This is a genomic window from Actinomadura geliboluensis (assembly GCF_005889745.1).
GTDB classification, from domain to species: Bacteria; Actinomycetota; Actinomycetes; order Streptosporangiales; family Streptosporangiaceae; genus Spirillospora; species Spirillospora geliboluensis.
In genome coordinates, this window is record NZ_VCKZ01000026.1 from 25,160 (window position 1) to 39,684 (window position 14,525).

Here is a 14,525-nt window from a genome sequence, read left to right on the forward strand (position 1 = left end):
TGCATGATCGAGCGGCCCTGAGGTGGAGGCGCCATGGACGTCCCGTTCGACCCGTTCGCCGGTCCGGGACCGGCCGGGCAGGCCCATCCGCGCCTGGACGAGCTGCGCGAGGCGCATCCGGCGTTCCGCAGCACCGCCGGGCGGGGCTTCTGGGTGCTGACCCGCCACGACGACGTCCTCACCGCGTTACAGGACCCGGCGACGTTCTCCAGCCGCGCGATCGCCGTCAGCGACCCGAACCCGCCGTACCAGTGGATCCCGGTCATGCTGGACCCGCCGCTCCACACGACCTGGCGGCGCCTGCTCCGCCCGTTCTTCACCCCGGTGGCCGCCGCAGCCCTCCGCGACCGCATCACCCGGCACTGCGCCGGCCTGATCGACGGCCTCGTCGCCAAGGGCTCCTGCGACTTCGTCACCGACTTCGCCCGGCTGTATCCGACGACCATCTTCCTGGAGCTGATCGGCCTCCCGATCGAGCGGTTCGAGGAGTTCCTGGCCTGGGAGTACGCCATCCTGCACGCGCCGCCGTCCAGCGGCGGGCGGGCCGCGGCCATGGCGGAGGTGGCCGCCTGCTTCACCGAACTGATCGCCGACCGCCAGGCGCACCCCCGCGACGACCTGGTCAGCGCCGCGACCTCCTTCACGGTCGACGGGCGTCCCGTCACCGACGAGGAGCTGCTGCAACTCTGCACGCTGCTGTTCCTCGCCGGGCTCGACACCGTCGCGGCGCAGCTGTCCTACATCTTCTGGCACCTGGCCGGGCACGACGCCGACCGGGCCCGCGTCACCGCCGACCCGGACGCCGTCCCCGACATGATCGAGGAGATGCTCCGCGCCTACGCCATCGTCCTGCCGGCGCGCAGGCTCACCCGCGACGTCGAGCTGCACGGCTGCCCGATGAAGGCCGGGGACATGGTCATGCTCCCGCTCGCGATGGCGAACCGCGACCCCCGCGCCGTGTCCGCCGCGCCGTCGTCGGTCGACCTGGACCGTCCCCCGACCCGCCACCTGGCCTTCGGCGCAGGCCCGCACCGCTGCCTCGGCACCCACCTCGCGCGCCTCGAACTGCAGGTCGCGCTGACCGAGTGGCACGCCCGGATCCCCGACTACCGGATCACGCCCGGGGAGCGTCCGCTCGAACACGCCAGCCTCGTCCTCGGGCTGGACACGCTGCCGCTCAGCTGGTGAGGCCCGCCTCAGTAGGGGAAGTCCTCCGCCTCGTCGACGTAGCGGGCGAGCCACGGCGCCACGTTCGGGCGGGGGAACGCCTCCAGGTCGTTGAGGTAGTGCTCGGGCGCGAGGAGCTGGTCGTCGGGGAACGGGCCGTCGCCGTAGTCGTAGCTCACGGTCGCCTCGCCGCGGTCGGTGACGGTCAGCACCAGCCGCCACCAGGGCCCGGCGGGCATCTCCGCCGCGGCGAGCCGCTGGTCGCGGACGAGCACGGCGACCGGCTCCGGCACCGGCGCGACGACCGTCCGCCGGCGGGACGTGAACCGGAGATGGGCGATCTCGGCGGACACCGTGAACGCGAACTCCGCGCGCAGCCACTCCCATCCCGGCGGCCCGAGCATGGCCAGTTCCTGCACGATCGGCTCGATCAGCCGCGCGGCCCGCGCCGCCTCCGCGCCGCCCGCGCCCGCCGCGCCGCCCGGCTCGGGGCCGACGACGGTGAACTCGCCGGCGGCCGGCCCGTCCTGGTCGCCGTCCTGCTCCAGCCACCGCACGAACTCGGCCATGTACTCGTCGGCGTCGAGCCCGGCGCGCGGGGGCCACGTGTCACGCGGGGGCCGCGGGTCGTTCCCGGACTGGACGGCGCGCTCCCGCGCGGTGAACTCGTCCTGCGCGACCTGCGGCGGCACCGACGACGACACCTCCTCGACGCGGCCGGAGTCGCCCACCAGGAACACCGACCGCCCCACCGGGAGGTCGAGGAACGCCATCGGGTCGCTCTCGTCGACCTCCACCGGCGCGTACACGCTCCAGCCCGCCGCGAAACGGTCCGCCGCCAATCCGGTCGTGGGGTAATCCAGGCCGTGCGAGCGGATCCATTCCACCACGAGGGAAATCGCTTGCGCGGCGTCCATTCGTCCGGCCTCCTGCGTGTCGTTCAGGTCACCCTATGTGGTGAGCCGGTCGCACGGAAGCGGCCCGGCGACACCGGAGCGCGGAGGCGCATCTCACAGCGCGGGCCCTTTCCCGGCGCGGCACGGAAGGACCACTCTGAACCGATGGAGGCGACCATCGCCGGTGACCACATCCTTTTCCAGCGGTACGGCTTTCGGGGGGCCACGGTCCACCCCGCCGGAATGATCACGCGTGAGCGGATCCGCGACGCCGACTGGAAGGGCATGCGACCCGAGATCCGGACGACCTCCGGCGAGACCCTGTTCCTCTCTTGGCGGCAGCAGGCCGAGCTTGAACGGTTCTGCGGCCGCAACGGCGTCGTCAGGAGATTCCGCTTCGACGTCTGGGGTGATCTCCTCGAACCGTTCCTCGACACCCGCTTCGAGCCCGAACAGGAACGCGCGACCCTCGCCCGATTGGGCGGCGCCGGATTCTCCTCGCGGGAGGTCGCCGAGATCCGGCGGCGCCTCACTCCGCTGATGCACGCCTACAACTTCGACGCCATGGTGTGGGAGTGGGCCTATCTCGGCCTGTTCGACCTCCTCAACGCCGCGAATGCGCCCGTCGTCGACCAGGGCATCCGGGACGGGCTCGGTGAACCGGCGGCGTTCTACGACTGGACAATGGCGATCGCCGACCGGCCGCGTTCGTCCGAACTCGGAATCGAGGGAAGCGAAGCAGATGCATCCTGAGCGCGCGCCGTACGAGACGGGAATGCTCGATGTCGGTGACGGCGAGCGGGTGTACTGGGAGGTCAGCGGCAATCCCCGGGGAAAGCCGGCGCTGGTCGTCCACGGCGGCCCCGGGTCGGGGCGCAGCCCCGGCATGCGCCGCTTCTTCGACCCGGAGCGCTACCGCGTCGTCCTGTTCGACCAGCGCGGCTGCGGGCGCAGCACCCCGCACGCGAGCGACCCGGAGACGGGCCTGGAGCACAACACCACCTGGCATCTTGTCGCCGACATGGAACGGCTCCGCGAGCACCTCGGCATCGAGCGCTGGCTGCTGTACGGCGGTTCGTGGGGTTCGACGCTGCTGCTCGCCTACGCGGAGGAGTACCCGGAGCGCGTGTCGGAGATCGTCATCGCGAGCGTCACCACCACGCGGCGATCGGAGATCGACTGGCTCTACCGGGGCGTCGGACGCTTCTTCCCCGAGCAGTGGGAGCGGTTCGCCGCGCGCGCACCCGGTGCCCGGACCGGCGGCGAGATCACCGCCGCCTACGCGCGCCTGATGGAGCATCCCGACGCCTTCATGCGGGAGCAGATCGCGGCCGACTGGTGCGCCTGGGAGGACGCCGTCCTGTCCGGGGAGACGAAGGGTGCGGAGAACCCGTACGGCGATCGCCCGCCGGCGGCGCGGTTGGCGCTGGTGCGCATCTGCGCCCACTACTTCTCGCACGGCGCGTGGCTGGACGAGGGAGTGCTGCTGCGGAAGGCGAGCCGGCTGGCGGGCATTCCGGGCGTGCTCGTCCACGGGCGGCTGGACATGGGCGGGCCTCTCGGCACGGCCTGGGAGCTCAGCCGGGCCTGGCCCGGCTCGGAACTGATCGTCGTGGAGGACGCGGGCCATCTTGGGAGCGCGGCGGTGCGCGGCCATGTCGTCAGGGCTCTCGACGCCTTCGCGGCGGGAGCGGCGTGACCCCCGGGGACGCGATTTAGCCGGAACCGGCCACGGCTGCGAGGTTTGGGTAAGGGCGCCGCGGGTGAAACGCCGAGCTCCGCCGATGGCACGGCTGCGTGACCTGGGGGCGTCAGTGCGTCCTGACAGCGCTTTCACCGGCGGCGTCATACCGGCGTTGGTCCACTGAAAATTGCGATGGTTGCGCCGGGAATAGGACTTCTGCAAGATCATGGCTGGTGTACTCCGCGCGTCCGGGAAACCGCGACGCGCGGCGGGACCTCCGTCACCGATCGCCTCCGGTCAGCGGACGGCAGGACTGGAGCAAGCCTTGCCCGAGGGCGCCAGCTCAACGCCGGCGGAAGGAAAGCGAGAGCGGCAGGAACGGTTCGCCAGGGACCTGCGGGCCCTGCGCGCCGCCGCGGGCAACCCGTCGTTCCGCACCATGGCCGGCAAGTCGGGCACCGTCAGCCATACGACGCTGCACGAGGCGGCGAAGGGCATCCGCTTCCCGAGCTGGCTGACGACGAAGGCGTTCGTCGAGGTGTGCGGCGGCGACGTCGAGGAGTGGCGCGCCCGCTGGTCCGCCGCGCTCGGCACCGAGGAGGCCCCCGAGGCCGAGGCGGGCGTCATGGAGCCGGCAGCGGGCGCGGACGACCCGGACGAGCACCGGGACATCGTCGAGGTGCCGGGTGACGGCCCCGGGAGGCCCGTGCGCAGGTACGTCGTCGTCGGTGCGGCCTGCTGCGGGCTGCTGATCGCCGGGGCGGCGTCCTGGTACCTGCGGCAGGCCGACGATGACGTGCGTCCCGGGACGCGCGCCACCGAGGCCCGGGAGACGCCGCCGCCCAGCCCTCTCATCAGCGGCGACAGGAGCACGTTCGTCGGCGACGTCACCATTCCCGACGGGACGTCGGTGAAAGTCGGCCGGCGGTTCGTCAAGACGTGGGAGATCAGGAACAGCGGGACCGCGCAATGGCACGGAAGATTCCTGCAAAGGGCGGATCTGCCGGCTGACAACGGAACCTGCTCGACGCCCGGAAAGGTCCGGGTCCCCGACACCGCGCCCGGAAAGCGAGTGCGGATCAGCGTCCCGGTCGTCGCGCCGAGCCGTCCGGGCTCCTGCTGGGTCGGCTGGAAGATGGTGGACGGCCGCGGACAGCAGTTCCTCCCCGGCGCGAGACCCATCTACTTCGTGGTCAACGTCGTCGAGTAGCAGGTACGCCCGTCCCACGGCTGTCAGACAATGTCACGCCTTGTCAGGTGCCATACCGGACAACACCGCCCACTGCGAGTCTGGCGCCGTCCGCGCTCGAACGGACCCCGAACAGAAGGGCGATCGACGTCATGAACCTCGCCAAGACGGCCCTGGCCGGCCTCCTCGCCGTGCCCGCGGTCGTGGGAATTCCCGCCGTCGCCAACGCCGAATCCGCGCCCGGCTGCTCCGGCACCGTGCAGATCGGCAGCACCGCGCACATCTACTCGGGCGGCCAGACCTTCGCCTCGGTGAAGCAGTTCAAGGGCTGCGGAAAGAACTGGTCCTACGTGTACGTGTGGGAGGGCTACCGCAATTCGCACAGTTCCTGGAACGCGTGCGCCGCCGTCGGTGACAACAACACGAGGACGCTCGAAGGCACCCAGTGCCGGACCAAGGCCAAGGAGGTCTGGTCGCTCGGTACCAACACCCTCGCGCACTGCACGCAGGCCATCGGCTGGATCCCGAACGGCGCGTCCGCCAAGACGAGCGAGCGCTGCTGAGAAGAGGAACCCGCCGTGGGCGGTGCCGGCGGCACCGCCCACGGCGGGCTTCACAGGGTGAGCATCGTGCGGGTGGCGATGGCCCCGTCCTGGAGCGGTTTCAGCGCCAGGCGCATCAGGACCAGGACGTTGTCGTCACCGGCGATGCGGTTGGCGCTGACCTTCTCGCAGGTCTGGCACTGATGGATGATCATCCACTCGCCGTCGGAGCGCGCGGACAGCGTCAGCGGCTCCATGCGCCGGCGGCACGCGGACGCCCGGTCGCCCGGGACGCGGTGGTCCACGTGCAGGCTGACCAGGCAGTTCGGGCAGTGGTTGCGGTGGGCGCTGCCCGGCGCGTCCAGGGACACGTCGAGCCGGCACCCCACGCAGCGGAAGGCACCGGCGCGCCCGCCCTCGATGTGCAGGACGTCCTTGTGCCGCTGGGGCCGCCGCCCCCGCGGGCTCTTTCGCCGCGGCATGTCAGAACGACCCGAACGGTTCGAGCGGGAACGGCGGCTGCGCCAGCGGGCGCACCGCCATGCGCATGAGGATGAGCTGGTTGTCGTCCGAGCACACCGGGTTGGACGTGAGCAGGTCGCAGCCCACGCAGCGATGGATGACCATCCAGTCGCCGGTGCGGAGCACCGCGATGGCGATGGGCATCATGCGCGAGCGGCAGTCGCTCCGGCCGCCTTCGATGTGGTCGGTGACGTGCTCTGAGTGCAGGCACGCAGGGCAGTGGTTGCGGCGCGTACCGTCGGACGCGCGGACGGTGACGGTCAGACCGCATTTGATGCAGAGAAAGGTGTCGGACACCCGGATGCTCCTTGCTGAGAGTCGTCAAAAGACAGCAAGAGGCGGCCGAGCGGTCTCGGCGAACGGCTACGGAATGCGCCGAGTAACGCTCGGCACGGGCCGGGACATAAACCCTCTTCCTAAGGCACAAGGCCAGGTACATGCGATCTGGTCGGCTCACCAGCGTAGACACCGCCCCACGCCGCACGCGACTGGTTTTCCCGGCCCTCCGTGTCAGGTCAGCGCTGCGATGGCGGTGTCAACGTCGGCTTCCGTTGTGTAGAGGTGGAAGGCCAGGCGCGCCGCGCCGTTGCGGACAGAGGCCCGGATGCCCGCCGCCGCGAGCCGCTCGGCCGCGTCCGGGCGGGTGACGGTGGCGATCGCGCTGTCGCCGGGCGGCAGACCGAGGCCGCTCCGGAACCGGTTGGCCATCCGCAGGTCATGGTCGTGGATCGGGCCTATGCCGATCTCCAGGAGCAGTTGCAGCGCGGGGGCGGCCGCGACGTAGGAGAACCAGGGCGCGGCGATGTCGAACCGGCGGGCGTCCTCGGCCAGCCGCAGCGGCGGACCGTAGGAGGCGTCGCCGTCACCGGCGTACCAGTTGGCGGCGAGCGGCCGGATGCGGTCGCGCACGGCCGGGCTCACGTAGCAGAAGGCGGTGCCGCGCGGGCACATCAGCCATTTGTAGGCCGAGACGGCGAGGACGTCGAAGGACGTCGCGTCGACCGGGAGCCAGCCGACCGCCTGGGTGGCGTCGGCGACCACGAGCGCGCCGTGCGCGCGTGCTGCGGCGACGACCTCGGCCGCCGCGGCGACCTCACCCGTCGCGGACTGGACGAGGCTGAAGGCGACCGCGTCGGTGCGCTCGTCGATCGCGCGGGGCAGGTCGGCGGGCGGCACCGTGTGCACGTCGAGGTCATGCACGAGCCAGGGGAACAGGTTCGAGGTCTGTTCGATGTCGGGGACGACGACCCGCGAACCGGGCGGCAGCGAGGCCGCGACCGGGGCCAGTACCTGCGAGGCGGAGGCGCCCACGGCCACGTCGCCGGGCGCGACGCCGACCAGGCGCGCGAACGCGGTGCGCGCCCGACCGGTGGACCGGTCCCATTTGTCCCAGCCGTTGGCCCCGCGGCGCCACTCGGCCAGCGCGCTCTGCAGCGCGTCGAACGCGGGCGCCGGCGGTACGCCGTAGCTCGCGGTGTTCAGCCATCCCGGCTCCAGGTCCCACAGATGTACCGCGTCAGCCAGATTCACCCTGGTGAGCCTAAAAGGGGGCAGAGAGGCAGCCCGCAGTGGGTGCGCGGGCGGGTGACCCGGCGCTTGCGGGCGCCGGGTCGCGAAACCATGTGAAGCCGGGGTGAAAGCGGGGTGAAGGCGGCGGGCCCCAGTGTTCTCCGCATGGCGATAGAGGCGAGGCAGACGGCCATCTCGGTGGTCGGGCTGCGGAAGGCGTTCGGGGAGAAGACCGTCCTCGACGGGCTGGACCTGGAGGTGGCGCGCGGGACGGTGTTCTCGCTGCTCGGGCCGAACGGGGCGGGGAAGACGACGGCCGTGCGGATCCTGTCGACGCTGATCCGGGCGGACGGCGGCGAGGCGCGGGTCGCCGGGTGCGACCTGATGCGCGACCCCGACGGGGTGCGCAGGGCGATCGGTGTCACGGGGCAGTACGCGGCGGTGGACGGGCTGCTCACCGGGCGGGAGAACCTCATCCTGATGGCCGACCTCCACCATCTGGGGAAGGCCGCCGGGCGGCGGGCCGCCGACGAGCTGCTGGAGCGGTTCGACCTGGTGGAGGCGGCGGGCCGGACCGTCGCGACGTACTCGGGCGGGATGCGGCGGCGGCTCGACATCGCGATGACGCTGATCGGGAGCCCGCAGATCATCTTCCTGGACGAGCCGACGACCGGGCTCGACCCCCGCAGCCGCCGGACGACCTGGGAGATCGTCCGCGGCCTGGTGCGCGGCGGCGTGACGATCTTCCTGACCACGCAGTACCTGGACGAGGCCGACCAGCTCGCCGACCGCATCGCGGTGCTGGACGGCGGCCGGATCGTCGCCGAGGGGACGTCCGAGGAGCTGAAGCGGCTGGTGCCGGGCGGGCACGTCCGGCTGCGGTTCGCCGGGCCGGGCGAGCTGGACGCGGCGGCGCGGGTGCTCGGCGAGGCCGCGCGGGACGACGACGCGCTCGCGCTGCAGGTGCCGAGCGACGGCGGCGTCCGGTCGTTGCGGGCGCTGCTCGGGCGGCTGGAGGACGCGGCCGTCGAGGTCGGCGAGCTGTCCGTGCACACCCCCGACCTGGACGACGTGTTCCTCGCCCTCACCGGCCAGAAGGAGCAGAAGGAGCAGAAGGAGCAGGTCGCACGATGAGCGCGCTCGCACTGGCGATGACCGACTCCGCGACGATGCTGCGCCGCAACCTGCGGCACGCGCTGCGGTACCCGTCCCTGACGCTCGCGGGCATGATGATGCCGATCTTCATCATGGTGCTGTTCGTCGGCGTGTTCGGGAACGTGCTCGGGGACGGCGTCGGCGGCGCCGCCAAGGGCGACTACATCAACTACGTGGCGCCGGGGATCATCCTGATGGGGATCGCGTCCGGGTGCCTGCAGACGTCGGTCTCGGTGTGCGTCGACATGACCGAGGGCATCGTGGACCGGTTCCGGACGCTCGGCATCGCGCGGGCCTCCCTGCTGACCGGCCACGTGATCGGCAGCATGGTCCAGACGCTGCTGAGCACGGTCGCGGTCGTCGGCGTGGCCGTCGCGATGGGGTTCCGGGCGAGCGGGAGCGTCCTCGACTGGCTCGCCGCGGCGGGGCTGCTGGTGGCGCTCACGTTCGCGCTGACGTGGGTGGGCGTCATGCTCGGGCTGCTGGCGAAGAACCCCGAGGGCGCGAGCAACACGCCGATGATCGTGCAGTTCCTGCCGTTCTTCGGCAGCGCGATCGTCCCGCCGGAGTCGATGCCGGCCGGGGTGCGGTGGTTCGCCGAGTACCAGCCGTTCACGCCGATCAACGAGACGCTGCGCGGCCTGCTGACCACGTCGCCGGACGGGGCCGACGCGACGGCGGCCGCGGCCTGGTGCGCGGGGCTCGCCGTGGCCGGCTACACGGCGTCGAAGGTGCTGTTCAACCGGAAGGCGCCTCGGTAGCGAGCGCCCGCGCGGCGTTCCAGAGGCCCTCCCGGGAGAGGCCGGCGTACTCCGCCGCCGCGGCGCGGTACGCCGGCTCGTCGGCGTCGAGGGCGGCGCGGCGGGCGGCGGCGGGGGACATGGTCGGCTGGAAGGACCGGCTGAAGTGCATCCGCTCCGCCAGCGCGATCCGGCGCGCGGCGCGGGTCCGGTCCTCGTCGATCATGGCGAGGGCCAGCAGGAGCGCGCCGCAGATGGGCAGGTCCATGACGGCGGGCGGCAGCGGGTGCGCCGCCTCGGCCAGCAGCGCGGACAGCTTGCCGGGCAGCCCTTCGGCGAGGTCTTGGACGAGGCCGAGCCGCCCGTGCCGCGCGTGGGCGACGACGGTGACGCAGTGGGTGTCCACCGTCCACGGGTCGAGGCCGAGCGCGGGGGCGGGGAGTTCCTCGTCCGCGAGGCGCGACGCCGCCTCCCGCCACAGGCGCAGGCCCGTCTCGGCGTCGCCGCGCCCGAACGCGATCTCCGCGCGCGCGCCGAGGCTGAAGGTGGCCATGCCCGGCGAGTCGTAGGGACCCTCGGAGATGGACTGCTCCAGCAGCCGCTCCGCCTCGTCGAGCCGGCCGAGGTGGAGGTGGACGGCCGCGAGCGCCCACAGCAGCCCGAACATGTCGGGCCAGCCGTAGCGGTCGAGGAAGTCCAGCGAGGCCCGCAGGTGGTGCGCGGCCTCCGCCGGCCGGTCGACCTGCATCAGCAGCTCGCTGAGCCGCGAGTGGGCGATCAGCCGCAGCCAGGGCGAGGGGGCGGTCTCCGCCGCCTCCGCCATCGCCTCGGTGGCCTCCAGCGCGCCCGGCAGGTCGCCCTCGTGCTCGCGGATGTAGCCGGTGACGCAGTCCGCGAGGGCCGCGAGCAGCGGCCGGTCGCCGGCGCGCATCCGGTCGAGCGCCGCGCAGTCGGGGCCCAGGATCTCGGGCGCCGACCCGACCAGGACCGCCAGCGCCCGGACGAGGCCGTCCGGCTGCACGGGCGGGAGCCGGCGCAGCGCGACGAGCGCGCGGGTGACCCGCGGCCCCTTCAGCATGACCGTGGTGAGGACGCTCAGCGCCAGCGCCGTCCGGGTGACGCCGACGTCCCGCGGGCCGGGGCGGAACCGGCTCAGCACGCCGGCGGTCTCCTCCACCACCGTGATCATCCGGCTGAAGGCGGACTCCAGCGTCCACAGGCCGCCCAGCACCGCCGTGGCCGCCGCGACCGCGGGGCCGTCCCGCCGGGCGAGCCCGTGCCGGAGCGCCTGGAGGAGGTTGTCCTGCTCGGCGCGGACGCGGTCCAGCGGCGCGACGGGATCGGCCCCGAACAGCTCCTCGTGGTGCGCCGCGCCGAACTCGCGCGCCCAGGCGAGCAGCCCGTCCACCGCGCGCTCCGTCTCCCCTTCGGCCTCGCGGTGGGACGCGCTGAACTCGCGGACGCTCTCCAGCATCAGGAACCGCGTGCCCGCGCCGTCCTCGGCCGTGGCGAGCAGCGATTGGCCGACGAGGTCGTCCAGGACGTCGAGCGCGTCGCCGTCCAGCAGGTGGCGGGCCGCGTCCAGGGTGAAGCCGCCGGAGAAGATCGACAGCGCCCGCATCGCGGCGCGCCGGGACGGCGACAGCAGGGCCCAGCTCCAGTCGACGACGGCGTGCATCGTCCGGTGCCGGGACGGCGCGTCGCGGGCGTTCCCGCGCAGCAGCGCGAACCGGTCGTCCAGCCCGCGGGCGATCTCCGGCACCGACATGACCCGGACGCGCGCCGCCGCCAGCTCCACCGCGAGCGGCAGCCCGTCGAGGTGCCGGCACAGCTCCTCGACGGTGCCGGGCGCCAGGCGCACGCCGGGACGCGCGGCCGAGGCCCGCTGCCGGAACAGCTCGACCGCCGCGTCCAGGCCGAGCGCGGGCAGCGGGTACACCGACTCCGACGACAGGCCCAGCGGCGCGCGGCTGGTGGCCAGCACCCGCACGTCCCGCGTCATCGACACCAGGGCGCCGACCAGGGCGGCGACGCCGTCGACGACGTGCTCGCAGTTGTCCAGGACGAGCAGGACCGGGCCGGGGCCGAGCGCGTCCACGATCCCGGGGAGCGTCCCGCCGGGGCGGCGCGGCGCCCGCCGGGCCTCGCCGACGCCGAGCACCGACGCGACCTCGCCCTCCACGTCCCCGTCCCGCGCGACGCCGGCCAGCGTGACGACGTGCACCGCGCGCTGCGGCGCGTCCCGCGCCACCGCGTGCGCCAGCCGCGTCTTGCCGAGCCCGCCCGTGCCCACGATCGAGGTGACGCGGGACGTGCGCAGCAGCTCCAGGACGGCGGCGAGGTCGCCGTCGCGGCCGAGCAGCGGGTTCGGCTCGTGCGCGACACCGCGCCGGACCACCGGGGCCTCGTCGCGCAGCAGGTCCTCCTGGACGCCTTGCAGGGCCGCGCCGGGGTCTGTCCCGAGCGAGTCGCGCAGCGAGCGCCGGTAGGTCTCGTAGCGGGCCAGCGCGGCGGACGGCCCCGCCGTCGCGGCTTCGCATCGCAGCAGCTCGGCGAGGACCTCTTCGTCGCGCGGGTACTCGTGCGCGACAGCGCGCAGCGCGTCGAATCCCTCCTGATGCCGTCCGAGCCGGGCCAGCGCAAGCGCGCGCGCACGGCGCAGCGTCCCGTAGGTCGAGGTGCGCTCGGCCCGCAACACGGAGAGGGGGTCGCTGCCTTCATCCGGTGTCGGCGGCCCGTCCCACAGTGCGAGCCCTTCCTCCGCATGCGCCAGCGCTGCTGCGTGGTTCCCGTCCCTGGCGGCCTGTGCACTCGCCTCCGCAGCGAGCAGCACGGCGCACGCGTCCACCTCGGACTCGTCGAGCCCCAGCCGGTACCCGGTGGGCGTGCTCTCGATGACGTCCACGCCTAGCTGCGACCGCGCGCGCGACACCACGACCTGGAGCGCCTTGGCCGGGTTTTCTGGACGATCGTCCGCCCAAAGCCCTTCGACCAGCCGTGCAACGGACGCACCGCCCCGCGCTTCGGCGGCCAGCAGCGCGAGCAGCCCCCGCACCCGTGGGCTCGTGACGTCCCGCCCCCGGCAGGCGACCCGCGACAGCAACGTCAGTTCCACGGGGACAGCGTAGGACGTACCCGAAAAACGCGATAGGTCTCGACTTCCCGCCCCGGGCGCGGACGGGGAGGGCGCGGGTCAGGCGCGGTAGTGGCGGCGCAGGGCCACGCCGGCGGCGACGCCGCCGGCGAGGGCGCCGGCGCCCGCTGCGGCGGGCAGGGCGATCATGGTGACCTTGCGGCCGGTGCGGAAGTCGTGGATCGGCCAGCCGTGGTCGCGGGCGTGGGCGCGCAGCTCGGCGTCGGGGTTGACGGCGTGCGGGTGGCCGACGGCGGTCAGCATCGGCAGGTCGTTGATCGAGTCGCTGTAGGCGGAGCAGCGGGCGAGGTCGAGGCCCTCCCGGGCGGCGAGCGCGCGGACGGCCTCCGACTTGGCCGGGCCGTGCAGCAGGTTGCCGACGAGCCGGCCCGTGTAGACGCCCTCGCGGGTCTCGGCGACGGTGCCGAGCGCGCCGGTGAGGCCGAGGCGGTGCGCGATCGTGCGGGCCACCTCGACGGGCGTCGCGGTGACGAGCCAGACCTGCTGGCCCGCGTCCAGGTGCCCGAGGGCGAGGGTGCGGGTGCCGTGCCAGATGCGGTCCGCCATCACCTCGTCGTAGATCTCCTCGCTCAGCCGGACGATCTTGTCGACCCGCTGCCCGGCGACGAAGGCGAGCGCGGCCTCCTTCGCGCTGCCGATGTGCTCGGAGTTCTCGCTGCCGCGCAGCCGGAACGCGGCCTGCCCCCAGGCGAACATCGCGAGGTCGCGCATCGTGAACAGCTTGCGGGCGGCGAGCCCCCGCGCGAAGTAGTAGATGGACGCGCCGCGCATCATCGTGTTGTCGACGTCGAAGAACGCCGCCGCGGCGGGGTCGGGCTCGGGCAGCGGCTCGTGCTCGGCCGCGGCCGCCGCGGCGGCCTCTCCTGCACTCACATGATCTTCGTCCTTGCCCCGCTGCCAGAACGGCCACTGCCAGAACGAGCCCCGCGAGAGCGGGCCTTGCCGAAACGACCGCTGCCGTGTCTGCCGCATGGGCCGAGCTTAGTGAACAAATTTCATCCTCGGTCGACCTGCCCCAGCCACGCCATCACGGACGGGCCGGATGAAATATGTTCAATCAACCGCCTCCCTCGGACCGTCGCCTCGCCCGTGATTGGGACGGCCGTCACTCCGGTCGCCCGCGGCCGCGACGAGCCGCTCGCGCAGCACGGCACGGAACCGCGGGTCGGGCCCGGCGTCGCTCGCCCGCAACCGGGCAAGCGCGTTCCCTTGCTCGATGATCTTCCCTCGCCTGGTTCTCACTGGCTCTCCTTCTGGAGTCCAGGCGTGAACGCTCTCCTGCCCGCACAAACGATCGGACGGCGCGGCGGGTTACGGCCGTGCCGCGAATAGACGATCAATCCAATAACGGGCGGGGAACGGGCGGTTATCGGCGCAGGTCGTCGGGGAGCATCCGGCCCAGGGACCGGACGGCCCGGTACTGCAGCGCCTTGATCGCGCCCGTCTTCTTGCCCATGATCAGCGCGGTCTCGGCGACCGACAGCCCGTGCAGGAACCGCAGGACGATGCACTCCTGCTGCTCCGACCCCAGCCGCCGGACGGCCTGCAGCAGCGTCCGGTTGGTCATCGAGTCCAGGACGGCGCGCTCGGGCCCCTCCTGGTGCCGGTCGGGCTCGACCAGCTCGGCGGTGCAGACCTCCAGCCGGTAGCGGCCGGACTTGAAGTGGTCGGCGACCAGGTTCCGGGCGATCGTGACGAGCCAGGCCCCGAAGTCCTTGCCCTGCCAGTGGAAGTCGCAGATCCGGCGCAGCGCGCGCAGGAACGTCTCGCTGGTGAGGTCTTCGGTGAGCGAGTGCGACCCGACCCGGTAGTAGACGTACCGGTAGACCAGCTCGACGTAGTGGTCGTAGAGGGAGCCGAACGCCTCGGCGTCACCGTCCCGCGCCCGCAGGACGAGCGCCTTGAGGATCTCGGCGCGTCCGGCGTCCTGCTCGGCGGCGTCCCGTCCGGCGACGTCGCGACCGGCG

14 protein-coding genes are annotated in these 14,525 nt (G+C 72.9%); 7 read left to right on the forward strand and 7 right to left on the reverse strand.

Features of this window, described 5'->3' with window-relative positions:
* The first annotated feature begins 33 nt into the window (after positions 1 to 33).
* Positions 34 to 1,188 carry a cytochrome P450 gene (locus ETD96_RS06410; RefSeq protein ID WP_138635342.1) on the forward strand — a complete coding sequence of 385 codons (1,155 nt, stop codon included), beginning with the start codon at positions 34 to 36 and terminating at the stop codon, positions 1,186 to 1,188.
* Positions 1,189 to 1,196: 8 nt separating this feature from the next.
* On the opposite strand, the gene ETD96_RS45735 is transcribed toward ETD96_RS06410, so the two are convergent.
* Complete coding sequence (locus ETD96_RS45735; protein WP_205719132.1) at positions 1,197 to 2,084, reverse strand: hypothetical protein; 888 nt, start codon at positions 2,082 to 2,084, stop codon at positions 1,197 to 1,199.
* 144 nt (positions 2,085 to 2,228) lie between these two features.
* Between ETD96_RS45735 and ETD96_RS06420 the strand changes: the two genes are divergently transcribed.
* The 4 genes from ETD96_RS06420 (at position 2,229) to ETD96_RS06435 (ending at position 5,499) form a co-directional block, all read left to right on the forward strand.
* Entirely contained in the window at positions 2,229 to 2,816 is a 588-nt protein-coding gene (locus ETD96_RS06420) for a hypothetical protein (protein WP_138635343.1), read from the forward strand.
* Positions 2,806 to 3,762 carry a prolyl aminopeptidase gene (gene pip, locus ETD96_RS06425; protein ID WP_138635344.1) on the forward strand — a complete coding sequence of 319 codons (957 nt, stop codon included), beginning with the start codon at positions 2,806 to 2,808 and terminating at the stop codon, positions 3,760 to 3,762. The genes ETD96_RS06420 and pip overlap by 11 nt, the downstream gene beginning before the upstream one ends.
* Positions 3,763 to 4,072: 310 nt before the next feature.
* On the forward strand, positions 4,073 to 4,957 hold the full coding sequence (locus ETD96_RS06430) for an NBR1-Ig-like domain-containing protein (RefSeq protein WP_138635345.1): 885 nt from the start codon (positions 4,073 to 4,075) through the stop codon (positions 4,955 to 4,957).
* A 131-nt stretch (positions 4,958 to 5,088) separates the two neighbouring features.
* The gene (locus ETD96_RS06435) at positions 5,089 to 5,499 is read left to right on the forward strand and encodes a hypothetical protein (protein ID WP_138635346.1); all 411 of its coding nucleotides are present in this window, start codon (positions 5,089 to 5,091) and stop codon (positions 5,497 to 5,499) included.
* Positions 5,500 to 5,549: 50 nt separating this feature from the next.
* Here the strand turns inward: ETD96_RS06435 and ETD96_RS06440 are convergent, their stop codons facing one another.
* The 3 genes from ETD96_RS06440 to ETD96_RS06450 all read right to left on the reverse strand — a co-directional run bounded on the left by ETD96_RS06440 (position 5,550) and on the right by ETD96_RS06450 (position 7,530).
* The gene (locus tag ETD96_RS06440; protein WP_138635347.1) at positions 5,550 to 5,960 is read right to left on the reverse strand and encodes an RNHCP domain-containing protein; all 411 of its coding nucleotides are present in this window, start codon (positions 5,958 to 5,960) and stop codon (positions 5,550 to 5,552) included.
* Position 5,961: 1 nt separating this feature from the next.
* Positions 5,962 to 6,297 (reverse strand): RNHCP domain-containing protein, encoded by a 336-nt coding sequence (locus ETD96_RS06445; RefSeq protein ID WP_176200462.1) that lies wholly within the window; start codon positions 6,295 to 6,297, stop codon positions 5,962 to 5,964.
* A gap of 213 nt (positions 6,298 to 6,510) precedes the next feature.
* Positions 6,511 to 7,530: an aminotransferase class V-fold PLP-dependent enzyme gene (locus ETD96_RS06450; protein WP_138635349.1), complete on the reverse strand. Its 1,020-nt coding sequence runs from the start codon at positions 7,528 to 7,530 to the stop codon at positions 6,511 to 6,513.
* A gap of 144 nt (positions 7,531 to 7,674) precedes the next feature.
* Here ETD96_RS06450 and ETD96_RS06455 point away from each other — a divergent pair, with 144 nt between their 5' ends.
* Together ETD96_RS06455 and ETD96_RS06460 are read left to right on the forward strand one after the other, a co-directional pair.
* Complete coding sequence (locus ETD96_RS06455) at positions 7,675 to 8,643, forward strand: ATP-binding cassette domain-containing protein (protein ID WP_138635350.1); 969 nt, start codon at positions 7,675 to 7,677, stop codon at positions 8,641 to 8,643.
* Positions 8,640 to 9,425, forward strand: coding sequence for an ABC transporter permease (locus ETD96_RS06460; protein WP_138635351.1), 786 nt, complete (start codon positions 8,640 to 8,642; stop codon positions 9,423 to 9,425). Before ETD96_RS06455 ends, ETD96_RS06460 begins: the two co-directional genes overlap by 4 nt.
* Here the strand turns inward: ETD96_RS06460 and ETD96_RS06465 are convergent.
* From ETD96_RS06465 to ETD96_RS06475, 3 genes are all read right to left on the reverse strand, one after another.
* Entirely contained in the window at positions 9,403 to 12,519 is a 3,117-nt protein-coding gene (locus ETD96_RS06465; protein ID WP_138635352.1) for an ATP-binding protein, read from the reverse strand. The genes ETD96_RS06460 and ETD96_RS06465 overlap by 23 nt on opposite strands.
* Positions 12,520 to 12,597: 78 nt before the next feature.
* On the reverse strand, positions 12,598 to 13,431 hold the full coding sequence (locus tag ETD96_RS06470; RefSeq protein WP_138635357.1) for an HAD family hydrolase: 834 nt from the start codon (positions 13,429 to 13,431) through the stop codon (positions 12,598 to 12,600).
* A gap of 493 nt (positions 13,432 to 13,924) precedes the next feature.
* Positions 13,925 to 14,525 (reverse strand): sigma-70 family RNA polymerase sigma factor (locus ETD96_RS06475; RefSeq protein ID WP_138635353.1); only part of this gene is annotated, 601 nt, incomplete at its 5' end.